We start from the raw sequence: 20,398 nt of genomic DNA, 5'->3' as shown, positions 1-20,398 counted from the left end.
AGGCGTATGCCAACTCCTTAATATTGGTATTGACTGAGTTTTTGCTAAGTTTTAGGTTGTATAAGTTATGTAGTTATTTAATACACTCAAAAGACACATCCCCTTTATGGCAACGTATAAAAGTGCTGTTCATATTCTGAACATGCTTTATTTTCGAACACATTTAAAGTGCTAGTTTCTCTTTATCTTTTTCTTTGCATAACAGTTTAGCTATTACATTGTGGCTTTACCTCATTTGTGATATGATTGAGGGGTTAATTTATAAGTAAAGGACGGATAAAATAATGATAACTACAACAAATTTAAGCCTTCGTTATGGTGGCAGGGTTCTTTTTAAAGATGTAAATATAAAGTTCGCCCCCGGAAACTGCTATGGGCTTATCGGTGCTAATGGTGCAGGGAAGTCAACATTTCTTAAAATTCTATCTGGAGAGATAGAGCCTACAAGTGGAAATGTTAGCATAGCTTCAAATCTTCGTCTTGGTGTGCTAAAACAAAACCATCATGAATATGACCAATATAACGTTGTAAAAACAGTTATAATGGGGCATAAAAGGTTGATAGAGATTATGGAAGAAAAGGAAGCTTATTATGCTAAATCAGACTTTTCTGATGAAGATGGCATTAAGCTCGCTGAACTTGAAGCTGAATTTGCTGAACTTAACGGCTGGGATGCGGAAGCTGATGCTGAAAGTATACTAAACGGTTTAGGTATTTCAAGTGAATATCATAACAAAAAAATGGAAGAGCTCAACGGTGTGGAAAAAGTAAAGGTCCTACTTGCTCAAGCGCTCTTCGGTAACCCTGACATTCTTCTGCTAGATGAGCCTACTAACCATTTAGACATAGAAGCTATCAATTGGTTGGAAAATTTCCTCCATAACTTTGAAAATACAGTTATAGTAGTGTCCCATGACAGACACTTTTTAAATCAAGTTTGCACCCATATAACTGATATTGACTTTAGTAAAATAACAGTTTTCCCAGGAAATTATGATTTTTGGTATGAATCTAGCCAGCTAGCCCAAAAGCAAGCAAAGGAAGCTAACCAGAAAACAGAAGCTAAAATGAAGGAGTTGCAGGAGTTTGTTAGACGCTTTAGCGCCAATGCGTCTAAGTCAAAGCAAGCTACCTCTAGAAAAAAAATTCTTGATAATTTAGAGCTTGAAGATATAAAGCCATCTTCTAGACGATACCCTTTTGTGGACTTTAAACCAGATAGAGAGGTTGGTAATGATCTATTATCTGTAAAGAACCTTTCAAAATCTGTGGGTGAAGAAGTTCTCTTAAATGACATCAGCTTTACTGTAAACAAGGGTGACAAAATTGCTATCTTGGGCGAAAATGAAATTGCTAAAACTGCCCTTTTTGATATCCTAATGGAGAACGCAACACAAGATTCTGGAGAGTTCAAATGGGGAGTGACCACTTCATGCTCATATTTTCCTAATGATAGCTCTTCTTATTTTGACGATTGTGATTTAACCTTAGTTGACTGGCTAAGACAGTTTTCAGAGGAAAAATCGGAGTCTTTTATCCGAGGATGGCTTGGTAGGATGCTGTTTTCAGGTGAAGAAGCTCTTAAAAAAGCCGATGTGCTTTCCGGAGGAGAAAAGGTTAGGTGCATGCTTGCCAAAATGATGCTAAGTGGAGCTAACGTTTTGCTTTTTGATGAGCCCACAAATCACCTTGATTTAGAGTCAATCACTGCTCTTAACAAAGCATTGATAAATTATAAGGGAACATTAATCTTTACTTCACACGATCATGAAATCATCAAAACGACGGCAAATCGAATAATAGAAATAACTGCCGATGGTATTATAGACAAACAAACAAGTTATGAAGATTACCTGCAGTGGAAGCTAGAAAATAAATAAGGTTATATAAAATCTGTAGGAGTCTTAACCTGCGATAAAAAAGTAAGCTAGTAAGGTGTAACACCTTACTAGCTTACTTTTTTATACTATTATTTTATTGTTTAATGAACATCCTCGTAGTTTAACCTTTTTAACCTTAGCCCTATTATTATAAGCGATAAGATTATAAACAGAATTAATGTAAGGTAACTACTTGCGATAAAACTTTCTGCCGCTAGTATGCGCATCCCATGGGTTGCTGGTAAAATTAAGCCTATTGTTTCTAACACCGTTGGTAGCATGTCTGCAGGAAACATTATCCCTGAAAGCATCATTGAAGGCAAAAAAATTATCTGCGAATACATAATTAGCCTAGATGGTGACTTGGCATAAATACCTAATAACACCCCAATTAACAATGTTGCTAACAAAAACAGTAAAAAGTATCAATCTAACAGGAAATCTTTACAAATTTCTGCCTTGTAAAGCTAGTTAAGTTTTGTGCTCTTTAAAAACCAAAAGTAAGAACCATATAATTAAGGTTCTTACTTTGGATAATACAGTATTAACTTTGAGCTATTTTATTATTACCTAAAGAACGTATGGTTCCCAATGGTTTTAACATATTGCCGTGTGTTAGCAATAGTAAAGTCCTCGGCAATTTCTTGGTTCATAAAAAACAAGGTGTTGCTAGGAACCGACTGCTGCCCTTCAATCGCGCGCCCAACAGCTTCCTTTGTTTTAGGTGTAATATTGTTAACTCTTTCTAGGCTACCATCCCATGTAGGGTTAAATTGTCCCTGTTGAAATATCACCTCTTCTACTGAGTCAGGGTAGTGGTCGTTATCTACCCTGTTTAAAATTACATTAACCACTGCTATTTTGCCCTTTAATGGTTCTCCTTGGGATTCAGCAGTCACAATATTTTCTAACAGCTCAACCTCATCTCTACTAAATTTTGGGTTAAACCCTTTATAGTAGTTAGGTTTTAGACCACCGTATTTAGTATTAGACGCCTCATATTCGTGATCATCTTTATCATTCTCTTTTTCTAGACCATAAGCATAGTTTGAGTTATATGACCTAAGGTTCGACTGCTGTGAGATAGATTGTGCAAAGTAAATAGCTCCAAACACTGATAAGAACGTAAATACTACTATAAATGTATAAACCAAAAATAACATACTATTTTTAGCAGGTACTTTTGCCTTTATTAGCATTTTTAGTTTCCTCCTCATAAAAAATATAAATCTCAAATTAAAAGTTTATTCTATTTCTCTTAACCAAGATACTATATTATTAGTTCATTCGACTTTTGTCAACATTATTTGACATTACTTCACACTTTGTTAAAAATATAAAAATGCTATATAATAGTAACACCTATTATTTTCAGGAGGATTTAAATGACTAATGGATTTTTACCTATAAATGAAGAAGATTTGTTAAAAAGGAATATAACCCAGTTAGATTTTGTTATAATCAGTGGTGATGCCTATGTAGATCACCCCTCATTTGGAGCTGCCATTATCGGCAGGGTCCTTGAAAGTCAGGGCTTTTCTGTGGGAATAATCCCCCAGCCCAGCTGGGAGTCAGCCGATGACTTTAAACTTTTAGGCAAACCCAAGTACGCTTTTTTAATTACCGGTGGTAACATTGATTCAATGGTCAACCACTATACCGTTTCAAAAAAACGCAGGCATGATGATAGCTACTCTCCTGGCGGGCAAGGGCACAAGCGGCCGGATAGGGCTACAATCGTCTACGCAAACAGAGCTAAAGAAGCATACAAGGATGTGCCGATAATCTTAGGTGGTATTGAAGCTAGTCTTAGGAGGCTGGCACATTACGATTATTGGGATAATAAAGTCCGTCGGTCAATTCTGCTAGATTCTAAAGCTGACCTTTTGGTCTATGGTATGGGAGAAAAACAAATTGTTGAAATAGCAGAAGGTTTAAAAAGTGGATTACTTATAGACCACTTAACCTATATTAAGGGTACTGTGTTTAAAACAAGTGATCCTTCTAGTGTATATCAGGGGAAATTCTTACCTTCTTTTAAAGAGGTTAGCTCAGACAAAAGCGCCTATGCCAAAAGCTTCAAACTCCAGTATAGAAATACTGACCCTATAAGCGCTGATACATTAATTGAGCAGTATAATAAAAATACTTATGTGGTACAAAACCCACCGGCCCCGCCGATGACAACAGATGAACTAGACAGCATCTATCTCCTCCCCTTTACTAAAACCTATCATCCTATATATGAGAAGGACGGCGGAGTTCCAGCTATAAAAGAGGTCAAGTTTAGCCTAGTAAGTAGCAGAGGTTGTTTTGGGGGCTGTTCATTTTGCGCCCTCACCTTTCATCAGGGGAGAATCATTCAAAACCGTAGTAAAGAGGCCATAGTTAATGAAGCAAAAGAAATGGTAGATATGAGCGATTTTAAAGGATATATCCATGATGTGGGCGGTCCCACAGCAAACTTTAGAACTCAAGCATGTCAAAAACAAACTAAACATGGAGTCTGTACTGACAAGCAGTGCTTATACCCCAAACCTTGTAAAAACCTTAAGGCAAGTCATAGTGATTATAGCGAGCTTTTAAAAGAGCTTAGAGATATTCAGGGTGTTAAAAAGGTGTTTATCCGCTCTGGGATTCGCTATGATTATCTTTTAAAGGACACGGATGATAGCTTTTTTGAGGAGTTATGTGAGCACCATGTCAGCGGACAGCTTAAAGTAGCACCAGAGCATATTTCACCTAAAGTTTTAAGTAAGATGGGTAAACCCAAGCGAGAAGTTTATGAAAAATTCGCCGATAAATTTTATAAAGTAAATAGGCAAATTGGAAAAGAACAATACTTAGTTCCTTATCTTATGTCAAGTCACCCCGGCTCTGACCTTGACGCTGCGATTGAGTTAGCGGAATATTTAAGAGATATAGGACATACGCCAGAACAGGTTCAAGATTTCTACCCCACTCCAGGCACTCTTTCTACATGTATGTATTATACTGAAATTGACCCTCGAACAATGGATGAGGTGTATGTGCCTAAAGCTCCCCACGAAAAGGCGATGCAACGAGCGCTAATTCAGTATAAAAACCCCAAAAATTATCATTTAGTTTTAAAGGCTTTAAAAAAAGCAGGTCGAATGGATCTTGTAGGTTACGGTGAAAAAGCCTTAATTAGACCTCGCAAAGCCGTTCGCATCTAAAGTTGCCAATAAAAAAGCCTGTTGAGATTCTTCTCTCAACAGGCTTTAGTTTTACCCTTCAATTAACTCAAACAAGGAACTTATTCTAAGTTTAATTTGTTCTACATCTGATTGACTATAGTCAGTTTCTATTTGGGTAAAAGGAGCATTTACTGCTTTTTTTAGCTGGTAAGACTCGATGTTATAAGTATGGCATGCTTGTAGTGTTATGTCTACTATACCATCGATGTTGTATTCTTCTACAAGTTTATTTGTTAAATCAAAACGCCTAGTGTTAGGGGAGGTACATGAGCAAGGTATATCCATGTATTTCTCAGCTAGGGCCTCATATGGGTTTTTATCTTCATCTACAAGATCAACTAGTCCTTTTACTCCTGAACATGCCTCCTGAAGAACTACCTGGCCACCTAACTCTTCTATTGCGTTTATTACTTTTTCCTGTCCAACTCCTGTAGGTGAACCAGTAACTAAAATTCTTGGTCCTTTGACTTTATCGGTATTAGCTATAATGTCTTGAAGCTCCTCCATTAAATCCTTTACTTTAGATATATACTCTTCTCTATCAGCTTTAAACTGTCTGCCCCAAAGCACTTTTAAAAGATCAGAGCCTGATATGGGGGTTGGATTGGATTTATTTAGTGCCACAAGTTCCATTAAAAGCTTTCTTTCTTCATTGTGTTCCTTAATCTTTTCTTTAAGCTTATCTTCAGTAATATCAAGTCCAAGCTGACCTTTTATAAAGTCTTTTGCTCTATAAATTTCGTCCATCCAATGTTGTTTTCTTTTTTCATAAACAGATGAGTTAGGTATATCAAGAACAACCATAGGCTTAATGTCAGCCATCAGCTCATACATTTTCTTTTTTCCATCACAGGTTGTCTCAGCCATGACGGCATCGGCAAAGAAAAAGTAGGGACATTTATCTGTAATTGCAAATCCATAACTTGATTTAATAAGTGGACAAAGATTCCTAGGCAGGTGCTTTTCAGCTGCTGCTATCGGCTCCTGTTTTGTTGCACAAAGGCCTACGCTAAAAGCTCCCGATGCCTCTATTAGTTCTACAGGAGAAAAAACACAGTAATACCCCATAACCTTTTTACCTTTTTCTTTTTCCTCTTTGATTTTTACAGCACTTTCTGCAATCAGACTATCAAAATACTCCATTGTTTTTGCTCGCATTAAATTCCCTCCCTAAGTGTGTTTATATATTGCTAAAATCCTATTACTGCCGCACCTAACGCTCCAGTAATTTGCGGATTTTCTAGCTTATTAATTTTTAGATTGCAATACTGCTCAACCATTTGTGTTAGTACTTTGCTTTGAGCAACACCACCGCAAAAAGCTACTTCTCCCTCTATATCGACCTTTCCAGCTAAGCTCCCAATTCTAAGGGCTATTGATTTTAATAGGCCTGCTAAAATATCTCCCTGCTTAGCCCCTTGAACTATCAAATTAAGTACTTCTGTTTCAGCAAATACTGCGCACATATTATCAATTTCTAGAGGCTTACTGTTATTTGCTAAAGCATCAATCTGGTCCATATCTAGTCCTAAGGCATTAACTGTGACCTGAAGAAACCTTCCTGTCCCTGCGGCGCATTTGTCATTTAAGGTAAAATCTAGCACCTTACCACTGCCGTTTAGCAGCATGGCTTTGCTGTCTTGACCGCCTATGTCTATAACTCCCTTAATGCTAGGGTCTAAAACGTGGCACCCTCTGCCATGGCAGGTTATCTCACTTTTATATTCATCGATAAAATCTAATCTTCTTCCCCCATAACCTGTAGCAACCACCTTTTTGATATGTCCAGAAGAAATTTTGTTATCGCTAAGAAAACGACTATAAACTTCCGCTCCTTTACTTTTGGGAGACCATCCAGTGGGCTCAATTGTGTATTTATAATCGTTACCATCAAAAGCAACTATCTTTATAGCAGCTGACCCTACATCTATTCCTACAGTGTACAAAACGTTTCCCCTCCACGATATGTTTTTCACATATGTAATTAAAGTTTAATAACTTCATTATAATCGCTATTTTATAGCTATACAAAAGCTTTTATAGATAGTTTGCAGCGTTATCTATTGATAAAATCGATGTCATCCTTTAAGATTGTTAATGAAGACTATGAGGAGGGGATTTTGTGCATTTACATCAGTTAACGGTTTTCGTCGAAGTAGCAAAAACAAAGAACTTTTCTAAAGCAGCAGAAAACTTATTTTTAAGTCAGTCCACCGTAAGCACTCATATAAATAATTTGGAGAAAGATTTGGGCCAACCTTTGTTTGACCGTATCGGCAGACAGGCTATTTTAACACCGTCTGGGAAAAAACTTTTTTACTGGGCAGAACAAATTCTCGCTATGAAAAAAAAAGCATTAGATTGTTTATGCGATAATGATAAGTTACCAGGAGAAATCAACATCTCCTCCAGCTCTGTTCCAGCACAGTTCATAGTCCCTAAAATGGTGAGTGCATTTAATAAAAACTACCCTAACAGTAAATTTTATGTTAAACAAAATAGTTCTAAGGTGGTGGCTACTCATTTATTAAAGGGACTGGCTGATATAGCTTTTGTAGGGGATAAGCATTTTACTGAAAGCATTGAGTACTATCCTTTGATTAAGGAGCAGCTTGTTCTTATTACACCAAAGAATATAAAACTAGAAGCTCCAATAGGGTTAGAGACACTATCTAGACTAAACTTGGTTTTCAGATTTTCTGGGTCAGGGACTAGAGAAAATATTATTAAAGTGTTGAAAAACAATGGCTTTGATGTTAACAAGCTTAACATAATAGGTTATTACGATAACGTACAGTCCATCACACAGTCCGTTAAAGAAGGGATGGCATCGTCAATAGTATCTAAGTTAGCGTTAACTGACATTAACAAAGACAAGCTTAACATTTACCACCTTGAAGAGTTTAAAAACTATCACCGCTGGTTTTATTTAGCAGTTCATAAAAAAAGAACTCTCTCTTCGCTCGGCAAAAGATTTAAGGATTTCATTGTAGAAAACGCCACCTCTCATTAACATAACAAGGCATTTGCCAAAAAACGGCAAATGCCTTGTTTTAATCAAATTTAACAAATGATATTAGGCCTTTCATAGCTGCTTTAAAACCTAAACTTTCATAAAACCCTCTAGTTTCCTCAGAATCATCAGTTAACAGTACCTTTTGTCTTATATGGGGGTATTTTGCTAAAAGGCGTTTAACTAGCTCTGTACCTATACCATTTCTTTTATAGTCCTTTAGAACCAGTATATCTTGGATATAGAGGATGCTCTCTCCATCACCAACTGCTCGTATCAGGCCGACTAGCTTATCATCCTGCCAGGCAGTTATTACCTCTAAAGAATTTTTAATTCCTTTAAATAATGATTGAGGTTTGTCAGTATAATTTGACCATTTGACATCACCATAAAGCTGTAATACTTCTGAAGGATTAGGGTTTTTGGTATCTTTATAAATAAATTTCATAATAGTTCACCTCTTTTTTTTATTTCAACATTTTTAATATCGCAAAAAAAAGTTTACCCTCCTCATACATTCTATTTATTCACTTACTAACTTTATATATATAGTTCTTGTTTTTGGACCATCGAATTCTGAAAAGTAAACTCCTTGCCAAGTGCCCAACAGTAATCTTCCGTTCTCAACTAATATTGTTTGGTTAAAGCCTAGCAGGCTTGCCTTAATATGTGCTGCTGAGTTCCCTTCAATATGAGCATATCCATCTTCTAGAGGCACCATTTTATCTAGTTCCATAAGCATATCTCTTTGTACTGAAGGATCGGCATTTTCGTTTATTGTCACTGCTGCAGTGGTATGTGGTATGTATATATAACAAATTCCAAACTTCATATTATTTTTTTCTATAAGTTTTTGAACTATGTCTGTTATTTCAATAAATTGACTATGTTTTTTACTGGTAATTTCCTGCTTAAACAACACAGCTTATACCCCTTTCTTAAATACAGTGGTTTAATAGCTAATTAAAAGGACACCGAATATTATCAGTGCTAAAACTGCGGCAAATATTAATGCTTCCCTATTTCCAACCTTCCTCAAACCCAAAACACCTCTCCTTTTTACTTTTAATTTATTATATGTAAATTACATAAGAGAGAATTCAACTATTGCTTATTAATACTTTCTCGTTTTTTAGGTATAATCCTTCCCCATCTAGTAAATTAACATATGTCAAAACTTGATTTCAATTAAACCATCAGCTTTCTGACCTTTAATTACTAGTGTATATGCTCCCTTAGGAAAGCTATCTTCACTTATAAAGCTTAAATGATTTTCTTTATCAAATGTTTTAATTAGATCATTGACCAAGATGTTATTCCCATTAGGATCTATAAGTTCTAAGTTTAGTTCTCCTTTTGTAACCTCTATGGATAAACTCACACCTTCGCTTGCTTCAACTGAAAGTTCTTCAACCATCCTACCGTCTAGCTCTTTAAAACTATATATTCTGTGCTGACCATTTCCATCTACTATATCACTTTCAAAAAAAGTTACCGAGTATGTAGAGCAGCCTGATAATGTAGCTACCAGAATAATTATTATAAACATATAACTTAAGCTTTTCATTATATGACCTCCTTTCTATTAATACTATTCAAATTACTTAGATATATAATAAAAATCCACCCCTTATTTTAAAGGGATGGATTTTTTAAACTTTAATTAAAATCAATTACTACTGTTCCGTCAGCATCTTCCCCACTTAGTAGCAGCCTATACACCCCATTGTTAAAGGAATCATCTGTGCTATACTGCAAGTCGTTATTTGAGTCAAAAACTTGAGATAATTGATCAGTTACAATAGGTTCTTCTTCCTCCTCATCTAAAAAAGCAAGTTCTAGCTCAATCTCTCCATTGTCTATCAGCACGTCAATATCTAGTCCACCACTTCTATCTACATGAATTAACTCTTCAACTTTGCCATCTAACTCTTCAAAAGTAATCTCTACCCGTTGACCACTGGATTCTCTTTCATACACATCTGCAGAGTAGCTAGAGCAGCCGACGATCGATAGAGCCAACAAAATAACTGCACCTAAAGCAAAAAGTTTCCTCATAAAAGTATCCTCTCCTTTTTAGTTTAATCTATAACTATTGATACGCCTGCCCATATTTACCCCTATAAATCTTATCATAAAGTAACTCATCATCTGAGTGGGGCTCTTTTTCTTCAGCAGGATAGCCAATAGCTATAATTGATTCGACATGTTTTTCTTTAGGAATCCCAAGAAGGTCTTGAACATACTGCTCGCTGGCACCCTCATCATTTTCCCTATTTCTAATCTGTACCCAACATGAGCCCAGACCTAAAGATTCAGCTGCATATTGTAAGGTTATGGAGGCAATTGAAGCATCCTCTACCCAAACATCACTAATGCCACTATCAGCTGTTATCACTATAGCTAATGGAGCATTTTTTAAAAATTGAGAACCACCTTTTTTGGCCTTTGATAGTTCTTGCATTGTCTGAGTATCCTCCACCACTATAAATTCCCATGGTCGCTTATTTTTTGAGGTTGGTGATAAAAGAACTGCTTTTAGAAGTTTAGCTAACTTTTCTTGTTCTATCCGTTTGTTTTCATACTTTCTGATACTTCTTCTGTTTTTTAAAATTTCTAGCATGATATCATCCCCTCTAAGATTGTACACTCGATTTTATTGAACATTACTTGCTTTTCAAAAAATATTTATAAAAAACTCTTCTATACTTATATAATAATTCCTCCTTATTTATTTAATTTTTTTTGAGATTCTTAATAGAAAAAGGAGTTTATCACAAGGATTAAGATAGCTTAATCACGAATTTTATAGTAGGTCAATATGATTCTTTAGGAGTGTTTAAATGATTAAAAAATTATTACCTCGAGGATCTAATATATTGTCTAATAAGTTTTTACTAGTTGCTTTAATATTTCTGCTTTTATTATCTTTATTATTTGTTTTTATAAATATACGTTTAGGGCAAAATCTTTATCATCCCAACGGGGAACTTAAATACCAGGGCCAACTTAAGGGGGGTGCCCCCCACTCTGAAGGTGTTGTGTTTAACCAAAAAGGAGAAAAAATTATAGAAGGAGAGTTTCATGAGGGGTATCTCGATGGGTTTGGTTTGTTACAAGATAAAAACCTAACTTATAAAGGGCATTGGGAGAAAAATCATTTTAGCGGACAGGGCAATCTATATATAAAAGAAAATGTTGTCTATCAAGGGCAGTGGGAGTTAGGACTTCCACACGGTCAAGGCGAACTTTTTACTTTGGATGGAGATAAGATTTTTGAAGGGAATTGGCTTTACGGGGTCCCAACAGAGGGAAGTTTCCTACGCCCTGACGGTTCTTATTTCTCCTGTAATGCTAATGAAGCTTTGCTTTCTCAGGCAGGACGTCGCTGGATTGAGCAAACGTTAAGTACAAACGAGTTAGATCATAAAAAACTTTTTCTAAATATGATAGAACTAACTGAAAAGAAAGTTTCTAACGCCTTAATTCTTGAGCCTTTCATAGTTCAAGCAGAAGTTGATAATGATTTAAAAAGCTTGTTTTATCAATTTTTACAGCTGGACAAAAACTTAAGTGATAAGCACGAGTCTACTCTTTTACAGGCACTAGAGGAAATAGAAAGAATACCTACTGCGCTTTTAAAGGAGTTAACTCGGTTAGGAGTAAATTTGCGTTTTGTAACCGGAAGCATCTCCGATCAGCCAGAGTTCTATGAAAATATGTCTCTTGACTCTGGCGTTGTTAGTTCTCACCTGTCTGGTATCGCTTCTCCAAATTACCGTCTAGCTGTAGTAAGGTTGGATGTAGATAATGCTACTTGTGTTACTTTTCATGAGATTGGACATCTAGTGGACTATTTTCTCCTCGAGGATATATCTAACACAGAAAAATTTGAAGACATCTGTTCGCAAGAGGCAACCAAGTTGTTTAATTGCTGTAGCTGTGACTTAAGTTATTATACTGATAACTGCTCTGAGTATTTTGCGGAATCTTTTGCAGCTTTTTTTCTTAGTAGAGAAAGCAAGCGTAAATACATGCCCAATTGCAGCGTTGAATTTGAAGAAATAGCTCCACAAACTAGCAATTTTTTTGAGGTTAATGTAGCTAAACTATCCTCTAAGGGTTACCATTATAGTCCTAAGCTTGCTGCATATCTTGATGAGGAAAGTGGCAACATACAGTTTATAAATGAAAATATGTGTCACGATAATATCAATCTTTATACGCTTTGCACTGATTTAGATTGGGTGTTACAGTTAGATTGGCCCTATAATCAAATCGCCGATGTGGCAAAAGCAAGAGGAGTGTCTGCTCCATTATCTGAGCCTATAGATGAGAACACCATTTATATGGTAGCTAATGATAAGGGAAAGTGTTATATAAGTAAACAGGTAACAGACCATCCGCCTAAAATAGAGTGTGATCTGGCAAAAGATGTATTTCCCATAACCCAAACAAACTTTTTCAAAAGAGTAATAAGTTATTTCAAATCTAATATTTCGAGGTGAAGTATGACAACAAAAAGTAAATTATCAGCCCGCGACATAGTTTTGACTGGGCTGTTTGTAGCACTGATGGCGATAGGAGCTAATGCCACTTCTTTCTTAATGGTAGGCGGAGTCCCAGTTACTTTACAGACTTTTTTCTCTATTATGGCCGGGATTCTTCTAGGCAGCCGTATGGGGGTTTTATCTATGACTGCTTATACTGTCATTGGTTTAGCTGGAGCTCCAATTTTTGCAAATTTACAAGGGGGATTAAATGTAATTTTAAGTCCTACTTTTGGTTTTATCTTATCTTTTATATCAGTAGCTTATGTTGTTGGTAAGTTTATGGAAAACTCTAGCGTTTTAACCCAAAAAACTTACTTAATGGCTGCTTTATTAGGACTGTTAACAAATTATATATTAGGAGTCCATTATATGTATTTCGCTTACAGGATAATCGTCGGTTTAGATGCTGTGCATTATTCTGTAATTTTAAGTTGGATGATTCCAGCTTTTATCAAAGATTTGGCTCTTACAGTCTTAGCTGCTATTGTTACGCAAAGGATATATCAAGTTATAAATCTAAGTTAACATATAAAAAAGAAGAATCCAGCCCTTGGGTTCTTCTTTTTTATATAAACTTAAACTTCTAAAAGCTATTTAGTACCAACCCACTCCATTTCCACCTTGCCAGCTATTTTTTTCCCGTCAACTTCAACAATCCATCGCCCTTGCCTAGGTGCAAAGTAAAGACGTTCTCTATAGCTTTCACCACTTTCAACTTTGCCTTCTTTTACTACTTGACCTTGAGGACTTAAAACCTGCCAGCTTAGATCCCCCTGTGAAATCCTGACATCAAAGCAAAGGGCAAGCTCTTGAAGAGTTCTATCTATGTCTATACTTAAGGCTTCAGAAATATCTTTTGTTTCATCATCAATACTCACACTGCTTTTTTGGGTTGTGGTGCCTGAGGAACACCCAATGCTGTTAACTGTAAAAAGCACAACAAAAATTCCTAAAAAAAACCTTTTCACAATCATCCCCCCAACAAATTGTACCCTCATAAATACTGTATCAGTACTAACAAAAATTTGCAATACCTTTTATTTAAAATTAAAAATATTTAATAAAAAGGTGTTGCAAATTTTAATAATCTTAATGTAGTGATATTTTTACAGTAACTGGATTATGGTCGCTTTTCTCAAAATTTAAATCATGCCCTTCGATGCTCAAAACTTCTATGTTGGATGATACCAAAAAACCATCAACTATTGTATTATAATATTCATCCCCCACTCTAACTGTGGGAGTATCATGGTCAACTGCCCATTTAAAGCCCCCCTTTAAAAAGTCATCTGGAATTTGCACAACCCATTTTGGCCACTGTTCTAGAGGCAAATCCTCTAAATCAGCGGTGCTTAATATCTGATTCCAGTCACCTCCAACTATAATATAATTATCCTCAGCCATAATGTTTTTAATTTTTTCTTGAATATACCTAAGTTCTGCTAATCGCTTATCGTTGTCTTCGTCATGGGCAGAAAGGTGTATGTTTAATATATAAAGGTTTTTATTGCCTTTTACTGGTATTTTTGATTTTATAATACACCGATCCATCTCGAATAGTCTCTTTGGCCACTTTTCGTCATCTGGAAGCTGCTTTCTATAACTTTCCATTAATTTAAGGCGAGAAAATGTGGCAATACCAGACTCTATATGTCCATGAGGGCGAGTAGCTGGGTCTATTGTCCAAGCCGTCTTATAGTTATAAGCAAAGACACTTCCATAGTCAACTAAGGACTCCTTAAGATAGCTATACTGATCAATGTCAAAACTCCTCATAGCTCTTGTATCCACCTCTTGTAAAAGGATGATGTCGGATTCTACATCTTTTAAAAAGTTCGTTATGCCTTCTAGAGCTTTTAATGTCTTTTTCTTAGTTGGCCCTCTGTCATCTCCCTCTACAAAGTAGTCCTGATCTCTACTAAGTCCCCCATAACCTATATTAAATGTAGTGATTGTTAAAGTCTCTTTTGCATTTAGTTCTTTGTCTTGGTTTGAATAAGTAGCTAACTTTATATTTTCATCTATCTTTTCAGTTGTAAACGTAACAAAGGCTAAAAAAGTAGCGGTGATAGTTAACACAACGAAAATTGAAACAACTAAAGTATAAGTTATTGCTCTAAGCATTTTTCGTCTCCTTCTAAAATAATGATAAAATTTTTCTATGTATGTAGCGTTATCTTAATTTTAGAATATGATACTTTTGCTTTTATATAAAAAAGAACCCCTTATTTGGGATCCTTTTTTATATAAAACTCTACCTCTTGACAGGTGTTTTCCACATAAGCAAATAGTTTATACCTAAAATTAAGATGGTAGCTAATAACATGGTAACCATTCCTAAATATGGCGTTTTAAAGGTTTGGGAGAAAAAATCCCCTATAGCATTAGCTACTCTTCCATCTAGCATTCTATTTAAATGGCTTAATACATACCTTAAGACAAATGGTGATATTGATACTAATACCTTCATAACTGTGTTACTTCTATAGTAAATCATGGTAACCATCCAGCCAAGGTTAGTAAACAAGGCAAACATTATTACATACCACAGAAAGTTAGTTATAATGTTGGAATAACTATAGATATCTACAACCATATGCGTATATGTTATGTTAGCTGTAAAGAATTCGATTATCAAAACATCTGCCATAGCCATAATCGCTGAGACCGCTATTATAGCTAAAGCATTACCAAAAAAGAAGTTAACTCTTGTAATGTTATTAGCCTGCATAAAGTTATAACTATCTGTAAAGCAGTTTAAACCTAAAATAAAGAGAAATATTACAGTAGTTGGTCCTCCTACATTGCTCATACTTGCGGAATCTGCTGCCCTTGCCGTGTTTATAAAGAACAAGCCTAACCCTAAAATAATTGCATAGTAAATAAAAACTGCTTTACGAAAATCTCGCAGCTGATAAAGCGATATGTTAATAATTCGACTCATTTTAGACTCCCTCCTTTTGACCTAGATAAACTAATAAATAATTTTTGTAGTTCCGGTTTTGATATCTCAACATCTAGTTTTTTGGCCAAAGCCTCATCTTTATAACTTTCCATAATAGTTATTGCCTTGAAATTGCCCAAAGTTTCTTCCCCTATGATTTTCTTATTATTAGCAAACTGATCCACTTTTTCAGCTTTTCCCGAAACAGTATAAGCAGATTTTAACAGCTCTTCCACAGCTTGGTGCTTGATTAACTTTCCATTTTTGATAATTATTACTTCCTCTAATATATCGGCAACTTCTTCAATTAAGTGGGTGGATATGATCATAGTCTTAGGTTTTTTAATATAATTTGAAAGTATCTCTTTATAAAGCATATCCCTATGGTAAGCGTCCAGCCCTAATACAGGTTCGTCAAAAATGATAGTCTCTGCGTTTGATGCTAACGCTACGATAACCTTAAATATAGAGGTATATCCTGTAGAAAGCTCTTTTACCTTTTTATCTATGTTTAATTCAAATTTGTCTGCTAAGTTGTTAGCATAATCTAATTCAAAGTTAGGGTAGAATTTGCTGGTCCATTTAAAAACCTCTTTTACTTTCATTGCTTCAGGATAGATGTTTTTCTCCATCATATAAAAAACCTTACTTAATAACTCTTGATTTTCCGATACACTTTCTCCATTTATTTTAATAGTTCCAGTAGTTGGAAAAATTTTGTTTGTAAGCATATTTAGCATAGTAGTTTTACCAGCACCATTTCTACCCAATAGGCCATAAATCTTATTTGGATAAATAGTTGCATCAATATTATCTACAGCCCTATTTTTTCCATAGACTTTAGATACATTTCTAAAATTAATTGTTCCCATTTTAGTTACTCCTCTCTATCATTTTAATAACTTCTTCTTTTGATATTCCCAACTTTTGAGCCTCTTCTTTCAAGGCAAGAATATAATGACTGTAGAAACTTTCCCTTCGTTTGTTTGATATTCGCTTTTTGGCTCCCTTACAGACAAACATCCCTACACCTCGCTTTTTATATAAAATCTCTTGTTGAACTAATAGATTTATTCCCTTTCCAGCAGTAGCAGGGTTTATCTTATAACTTAAAGCAATTTCAGTGGTAGAAATGACTTGAGTTTCTTCAGGAAATATACCTTTTAATATATTATCCTCAATAGCTTCAGCAAGTTGAAGATATATTGGTTTTTCGCTATTTAAGTCTAACAACATATCCATCACTCCTTTCTCTGTTTCGTTAGTTGGTTAGTTACTTGTGTAATTAAGTGTATAACCAGCGAGCTTTAAAGTCAACATTTATGGGAATTCGTTAATATTTAGTTAAAACTTTTGTAATATCTCCACAAGAAAAAAAGCACCCCATCTAATGATGAGGTGCTATCTCTTATCCTGCCATTTTTTGTTTTTCTTTTGCTATGGAAATCTTGTAAAGTACTTTTTCTGATATATATATCCCACCCGCTACTAAAGGAAAAATATAACACAGTATTGCATAGGGGGCATATTGGAAAGCTGAAACCCCAGTAATAAGGCCTATAACCATGCCATTGACATTCCACGGCATAAGAGGGGCTATAATAGTACTGCTATCTGAAAGAGTTCTAGCTAAAACCGTCTTGTCTATACCTAGCTCTTTGTATTTATTCTTATAAAGTTTCCCAGGTAGGACAACTCCTGCCGCTTGGTCACAAGTAATAATTGTCAAAAGAGTGCCCACAATCCCAGTTTTAAAAATAAGCTCGCCTTTACTTTTTACATTGGCAATAGGGTCATAAATAAGGGGCTTAAGGACGCCAGTTTTCTCTAGTAAATTACTTAAAGACAGTACTATACCGATAATGGCGACAACCTCTACCATTCCCAGCATTCCCCCACTGATCAGGATGGAGTTTAACTCATCGGAGCTGGTTTGTCCTTGATATCCCGTAATCATATAATTAAGAGAACTTAGTATTGAAACTCCTTGAACTCTCAAAGTCAACAGCACCCCACCTACAATCCCTGTTAATACTGTAGGCACAATGGTTATCCCTTTCATAGGTAGTAAAACTACAAGTAGGGGAAGTAGTAAAAGCCATGGCGATATTACAAATCCATCTAGTATAGATGATTGTAAGTAAACAATTAGCTCACTATTTTCTCCTCCGGTATAAAAGGTGCCGATTACAAAGTACACTATGCTTGTAAAAGCAAATACCGGTATAAAGGTTTTCATCAAACCTTTTATTAAAGTTTTGTAATCAATGTCTATTACCTGCATAGTAAGGTTTAACATGCCGGAAATTGGCGAAAGCTTGTCTGATAAAAATGCACCAGAAACTAGCACTCCCAAAAGCAACTCAGTTGGTATTCCAAACCCTCTGCCCACTCCGATAAGGGCTATACCTAGCGTACTAATTGTTCCTATACCTGTCCCCATAAAAACAGTCATAATTGTTGTAAGTAAAAAAGCCATAAAAATAAAGTTTGTGCCTTCTAGATATTGAAAACCATAAAACATCATTGTTGGAACTATTCCCGAAGCCATCCAGACGGATATGTTAGCTCCTGTTAATAAAAGAAAAAAGTAAAGCTCTTTACATTCCATAAAACCCTTAAACAGTATGGAAAGAAGCTCTTTAGGATTAAAGCCATTTTTGACTAGCAACCAAAAACTAAATCCTATACTTAGTAAAAAAGGAATGATTAAAGAAATATCCAAAACTAAACTTACTATTATAGAGATCACTATAAAGCCTGAAATTAAGTAAGAATACTTTTTGTCCATTATTTTCACCTTCTACAAATTGATTGATATATTATGAATATTTTTACACACTGTAAAGCGCCCCTTGAAACAAAGGGACGCTCTTCGTGTATACCGAGTAAAATCTCTCTTCCATTTAATATAGTAACATAAAATAAGTACGATAGTAAGTTAGCTTATGGAATAATAACCATACTGTAATATTTCAATTACCTTTATTCTTCTTTTACATACTCTAGCAAATCACCAGGCTGACAATCTAGCTCGCGACATATAGCTTCTAAAGTGGAAAATCTAATGGCTTTAGCTTTGTTATTTTTTAAAATTGAGAGGTTTGCATTAGTAATCTCCACCCTCTCTGCCAGCTTAGACAAGGAAATTTTCTTTTTTGCCATGACTACATCCAGATTAACTATTATTGGCATCAAATTCCTCCCTATACTGTAAGATCATTTTCTTCTTTTATTTTTTTTGCAACCCTAAAAATTTCCGACAACACAAAAGCTAGACAGCCAAATATCAAAAACATAAAAAATCCCATTCTTGTCTGAAAGCCATCGCTGCCAAAATACTGCAATATACTTAAATCAGGATATCCTTCTATGACATAAAACACATCTCTAAAAAAGGTAAGCACCGCCATTGTCAATGTCAACAGCCCAATAAGGTTAAAACCGCGGATGTTGCTTTGAGTAAATGGTTCTTTTTCCAAAACGGTTTTTATAATCTTTCTAAGCTCCCATATAATGGCTAATACTATCACATGGCCTAAGATAAAAAATATAATCCCCACTATATTTTTCATTGAATCAAGCTCATTTATGGAAACAACGCCAATCAAAATAGTAGCTAAAAAACTTGTAATCCCTACAACCCAAAGAGCAGTTAATAATAATTTTAAGGTTTTTGCTGCCAGTGCATGTCGCATACAAATTACCTCCTTTTATATAGTTAGCCTACCTTAATTATACACATTTATTATCGTATATCAATATTTTGTTATGTTTTATCAATAAAGTAAAGCTTCAATCTAGTGGGAGCTTACGTTTAGTGGCTAGCCAATTTATCGTTTTTGCTTTTTCTATAAAAAATATCCATACAACCGTTAACGGAAATAAGTAGCATAAAACTGCGTAAAGACCATATGAGGTTGCTGATATCCCAGTTATCGTGCCAATAATAATGGCATTTACATTCCACGGCAACAACAAAGAACTTCCCTTAACTATGCTCAGTCCGATAACAGTAAGCACAAATAGCGAAATCATAAGAGAAATTTTCTTGTTCATCTCTCCACTCCCTACACTGTTATTTTATCCTCTTCATTAGCTTTAAGCTAAACCCTATTTTCTCCATTTCTTCTTTATTTAAAATAATCCCTTCTGGCGGGCGTTTATTTAACTTTAGTACAACAGCAAACTGCCCTACCTCCTGTTTAAATTGAATCCTGTTCATTTGAACATCTTGCTGTAAAAGCTCTGACAAAATATCGGCAGTAGCTTGGTGGCCGATGGCAGATTCGAATCCATGCTTTGAAACAAGCTGTTTTGCCTCCTTAAAACCTATATCCTCAATAGAGTAAAGGCCATTTGTCGTAGCTACGGTTCCATTAAATAAAGCGATAGGTAGTCTCATAATGTTTTACCTCCATATTTCTATTTCATAAAGTGGAACTTCAATCAGTGGGCATTTCATTTTTCTCCCCCACTGATTGTTAATTAAAAACAGTTTTAAACTAATTAACCTATCTTATGTATTCTAGATATCTTAATAAATCTCCTTTCCATCGTTGTATAAGGGATAGGATTAAAAAGTAGTTTATGGCGAACAATAATTTTATAAAGTAAAAAAAGGAGGATAAATATGCCTAAAGAAAACTGGATGGATGAGATGCCTTTAGCAAAGCTAAGTAACACTGATATGCAAAGATTAAAAGAACTAGAAAAAGAGTTTAATAAAAAATATAATAGCAAAGTCTATGTCATGGCATTGACCCATGATCAGTAGATCATTTGGACAA

The 20,398-nt window shown here is 35.2% G+C and carries 25 protein-coding genes; 6 read left to right on the top strand and 19 right to left on the bottom strand.

Going from position 1 to position 20,398, the window contains the following annotated elements; translation table 11 throughout:
* Positions 1–284 precede the first annotated feature (284 nt).
* Complete coding sequence (locus PRVXH_RS03970; protein ID WP_353894019.1) at positions 285–1,880, top strand: ATP-binding cassette domain-containing protein; 1,596 nt, start codon at positions 285–287, stop codon at positions 1,878–1,880.
* 101 nt (positions 1,881–1,981) lie between these two features.
* Here PRVXH_RS03970 and PRVXH_RS03965 read toward each other — a convergent pair whose 3' ends face one another.
* Both PRVXH_RS03965 and PRVXH_RS03960 read right to left on the bottom strand, forming a co-directional pair.
* On the bottom strand, positions 1,982–2,290 hold the full coding sequence (locus PRVXH_RS03965; protein ID WP_353894018.1) for an ABC transporter permease: 309 nt from the start codon (positions 2,288–2,290) through the stop codon (positions 1,982–1,984).
* Between the two features lie 156 nt (positions 2,291–2,446).
* Positions 2,447–3,079 carry a cell wall hydrolase gene (locus PRVXH_RS03960; protein ID WP_353894017.1) on the bottom strand — a complete coding sequence of 211 codons (633 nt, stop codon included), beginning with the start codon at positions 3,077–3,079 and terminating at the stop codon, positions 2,447–2,449.
* Positions 3,080–3,265: 186 nt separating this feature from the next.
* On the opposite strand from PRVXH_RS03960, the gene PRVXH_RS03955 reads away from it, so the two are divergent.
* Positions 3,266–5,077 carry a YgiQ family radical SAM protein gene (locus tag PRVXH_RS03955; protein WP_353894016.1) on the top strand — a complete coding sequence of 604 codons (1,812 nt, stop codon included), beginning with the start codon at positions 3,266–3,268 and terminating at the stop codon, positions 5,075–5,077.
* Positions 5,078–5,128: 51 nt separating this feature from the next.
* On the opposite strand, the gene PRVXH_RS03950 is transcribed toward PRVXH_RS03955, so the two are convergent.
* Both PRVXH_RS03950 and PRVXH_RS03945 read right to left on the bottom strand, forming a co-directional pair.
* Entirely contained in the window at positions 5,129–6,256 is a 1,128-nt protein-coding gene (locus tag PRVXH_RS03950; RefSeq protein WP_353894015.1) for a double-cubane-cluster-containing anaerobic reductase, read from the bottom strand.
* A 32-nt stretch (positions 6,257–6,288) separates the two neighbouring features.
* Positions 6,289–7,044: an acyl-CoA dehydratase activase gene (locus PRVXH_RS03945; RefSeq protein ID WP_353894014.1), complete on the bottom strand. Its 756-nt coding sequence runs from the start codon at positions 7,042–7,044 to the stop codon at positions 6,289–6,291.
* A 176-nt stretch (positions 7,045–7,220) separates the two neighbouring features.
* Between PRVXH_RS03945 and PRVXH_RS03940 the strand changes: the two genes are divergently transcribed.
* Positions 7,221–8,111, top strand: a complete 891-nt coding sequence (locus tag PRVXH_RS03940) for a selenium metabolism-associated LysR family transcriptional regulator (RefSeq protein ID WP_353894013.1) — start codon at positions 7,221–7,223, stop codon at positions 8,109–8,111.
* 40 nt (positions 8,112–8,151) lie between these two features.
* Here the strand turns inward: PRVXH_RS03940 and PRVXH_RS03935 are convergent, their stop codons facing one another.
* The 5 genes from PRVXH_RS03935 to PRVXH_RS03915 form a co-directional block, all read right to left on the bottom strand.
* Positions 8,152–8,559: a GNAT family N-acetyltransferase gene (locus PRVXH_RS03935; RefSeq protein WP_353894012.1), complete on the bottom strand. Its 408-nt coding sequence runs from the start codon at positions 8,557–8,559 to the stop codon at positions 8,152–8,154.
* A gap of 75 nt (positions 8,560–8,634) precedes the next feature.
* The gene (locus PRVXH_RS03930) at positions 8,635–9,033 is read right to left on the bottom strand and encodes a secondary thiamine-phosphate synthase enzyme YjbQ (protein ID WP_353894011.1); all 399 of its coding nucleotides are present in this window, start codon (positions 9,031–9,033) and stop codon (positions 8,635–8,637) included.
* Between the two features lie 249 nt (positions 9,034–9,282).
* A complete protein-coding gene (locus PRVXH_RS03925; protein WP_353894010.1) occupies positions 9,283–9,678 on the bottom strand; it encodes a hypothetical protein in 396 nt (131 codons plus the stop codon).
* A 92-nt stretch (positions 9,679–9,770) separates the two neighbouring features.
* Entirely contained in the window at positions 9,771–10,169 is a 399-nt protein-coding gene (locus PRVXH_RS03920; RefSeq protein ID WP_353894009.1) for a hypothetical protein, read from the bottom strand.
* A gap of 34 nt (positions 10,170–10,203) precedes the next feature.
* Complete coding sequence (locus tag PRVXH_RS03915; RefSeq protein WP_353894008.1) at positions 10,204–10,734, bottom strand: nitroreductase family protein; 531 nt, start codon at positions 10,732–10,734, stop codon at positions 10,204–10,206.
* Positions 10,735–10,954: 220 nt separating this feature from the next.
* Here PRVXH_RS03915 and PRVXH_RS03910 point away from each other — a divergent pair, with 220 nt between their 5' ends.
* Together PRVXH_RS03910 and PRVXH_RS03905 are read left to right on the top strand one after the other, a co-directional pair.
* Complete coding sequence (locus PRVXH_RS03910) at positions 10,955–12,619, top strand: hypothetical protein (RefSeq protein WP_353894007.1); 1,665 nt, start codon at positions 10,955–10,957, stop codon at positions 12,617–12,619.
* A 3-nt stretch (positions 12,620–12,622) separates the two neighbouring features.
* The gene (locus PRVXH_RS03905) at positions 12,623–13,189 is read left to right on the top strand and encodes a biotin transporter BioY (protein ID WP_353894006.1); all 567 of its coding nucleotides are present in this window, start codon (positions 12,623–12,625) and stop codon (positions 13,187–13,189) included.
* Between the two features lie 65 nt (positions 13,190–13,254).
* Here PRVXH_RS03905 and PRVXH_RS03900 read toward each other — a convergent pair whose 3' ends face one another.
* From PRVXH_RS03900 to PRVXH_RS03855, 10 genes are all read right to left on the bottom strand, one after another.
* Complete coding sequence (locus tag PRVXH_RS03900; protein ID WP_353894005.1) at positions 13,255–13,632, bottom strand: hypothetical protein; 378 nt, start codon at positions 13,630–13,632, stop codon at positions 13,255–13,257.
* 121 nt (positions 13,633–13,753) lie between these two features.
* Entirely contained in the window at positions 13,754–14,788 is a 1,035-nt protein-coding gene (locus tag PRVXH_RS03895; RefSeq protein WP_353894004.1) for an endonuclease/exonuclease/phosphatase family protein, read from the bottom strand.
* A 130-nt stretch (positions 14,789–14,918) separates the two neighbouring features.
* The gene (locus PRVXH_RS03890; RefSeq protein ID WP_353894003.1) at positions 14,919–15,608 is read right to left on the bottom strand and encodes a hypothetical protein; all 690 of its coding nucleotides are present in this window, start codon (positions 15,606–15,608) and stop codon (positions 14,919–14,921) included.
* Positions 15,605–16,480, bottom strand: coding sequence for an ABC transporter ATP-binding protein (locus tag PRVXH_RS03885; RefSeq protein WP_353894002.1), 876 nt, complete (start codon positions 16,478–16,480; stop codon positions 15,605–15,607). Before PRVXH_RS03885 ends, PRVXH_RS03890 begins: the two co-directional genes overlap by 4 nt.
* A gap of 1 nt (position 16,481) precedes the next feature.
* The gene (locus PRVXH_RS03880; RefSeq protein WP_353894001.1) at positions 16,482–16,844 is read right to left on the bottom strand and encodes a GntR family transcriptional regulator; all 363 of its coding nucleotides are present in this window, start codon (positions 16,842–16,844) and stop codon (positions 16,482–16,484) included.
* Positions 16,845–17,016: 172 nt separating this feature from the next.
* Positions 17,017–18,399 carry a Na+/H+ antiporter NhaC family protein gene (locus PRVXH_RS03875; protein WP_353894000.1) on the bottom strand — a complete coding sequence of 461 codons (1,383 nt, stop codon included), beginning with the start codon at positions 18,397–18,399 and terminating at the stop codon, positions 17,017–17,019.
* 194 nt (positions 18,400–18,593) lie between these two features.
* Positions 18,594–18,803: a helix-turn-helix transcriptional regulator gene (locus PRVXH_RS03870; protein WP_353893999.1), complete on the bottom strand. Its 210-nt coding sequence runs from the start codon at positions 18,801–18,803 to the stop codon at positions 18,594–18,596.
* Positions 18,804–18,814: 11 nt separating this feature from the next.
* A complete protein-coding gene (locus tag PRVXH_RS03865; RefSeq protein WP_353893998.1) occupies positions 18,815–19,306 on the bottom strand; it encodes a DUF2975 domain-containing protein in 492 nt (163 codons plus the stop codon).
* A gap of 97 nt (positions 19,307–19,403) precedes the next feature.
* The gene (locus tag PRVXH_RS03860; protein ID WP_353893997.1) at positions 19,404–19,667 is read right to left on the bottom strand and encodes a hypothetical protein; all 264 of its coding nucleotides are present in this window, start codon (positions 19,665–19,667) and stop codon (positions 19,404–19,406) included.
* 19 nt (positions 19,668–19,686) lie between these two features.
* Positions 19,687–20,013: a YddF family protein gene (locus PRVXH_RS03855; RefSeq protein WP_353893996.1), complete on the bottom strand. Its 327-nt coding sequence runs from the start codon at positions 20,011–20,013 to the stop codon at positions 19,687–19,689.
* 228 nt (positions 20,014–20,241) lie between these two features.
* Here PRVXH_RS03855 and PRVXH_RS03850 point away from each other — a divergent pair, with 228 nt between their 5' ends.
* Complete coding sequence (locus PRVXH_RS03850) at positions 20,242–20,385, top strand: hypothetical protein (protein ID WP_353893995.1); 144 nt, start codon at positions 20,242–20,244, stop codon at positions 20,383–20,385.
* Positions 20,386–20,398 lie beyond the last annotated feature (13 nt).

Source organism: Proteinivorax hydrogeniformans (assembly GCF_040515995.1).
GTDB lineage: Bacteria > Bacillota > Proteinivoracia > Proteinivoracales > Proteinivoracaceae > Proteinivorax > Proteinivorax hydrogeniformans.
The sequence above is the reverse complement of the archived record's forward strand: the minus strand, read 5'-3'. Positions and strand labels throughout refer to the sequence as shown.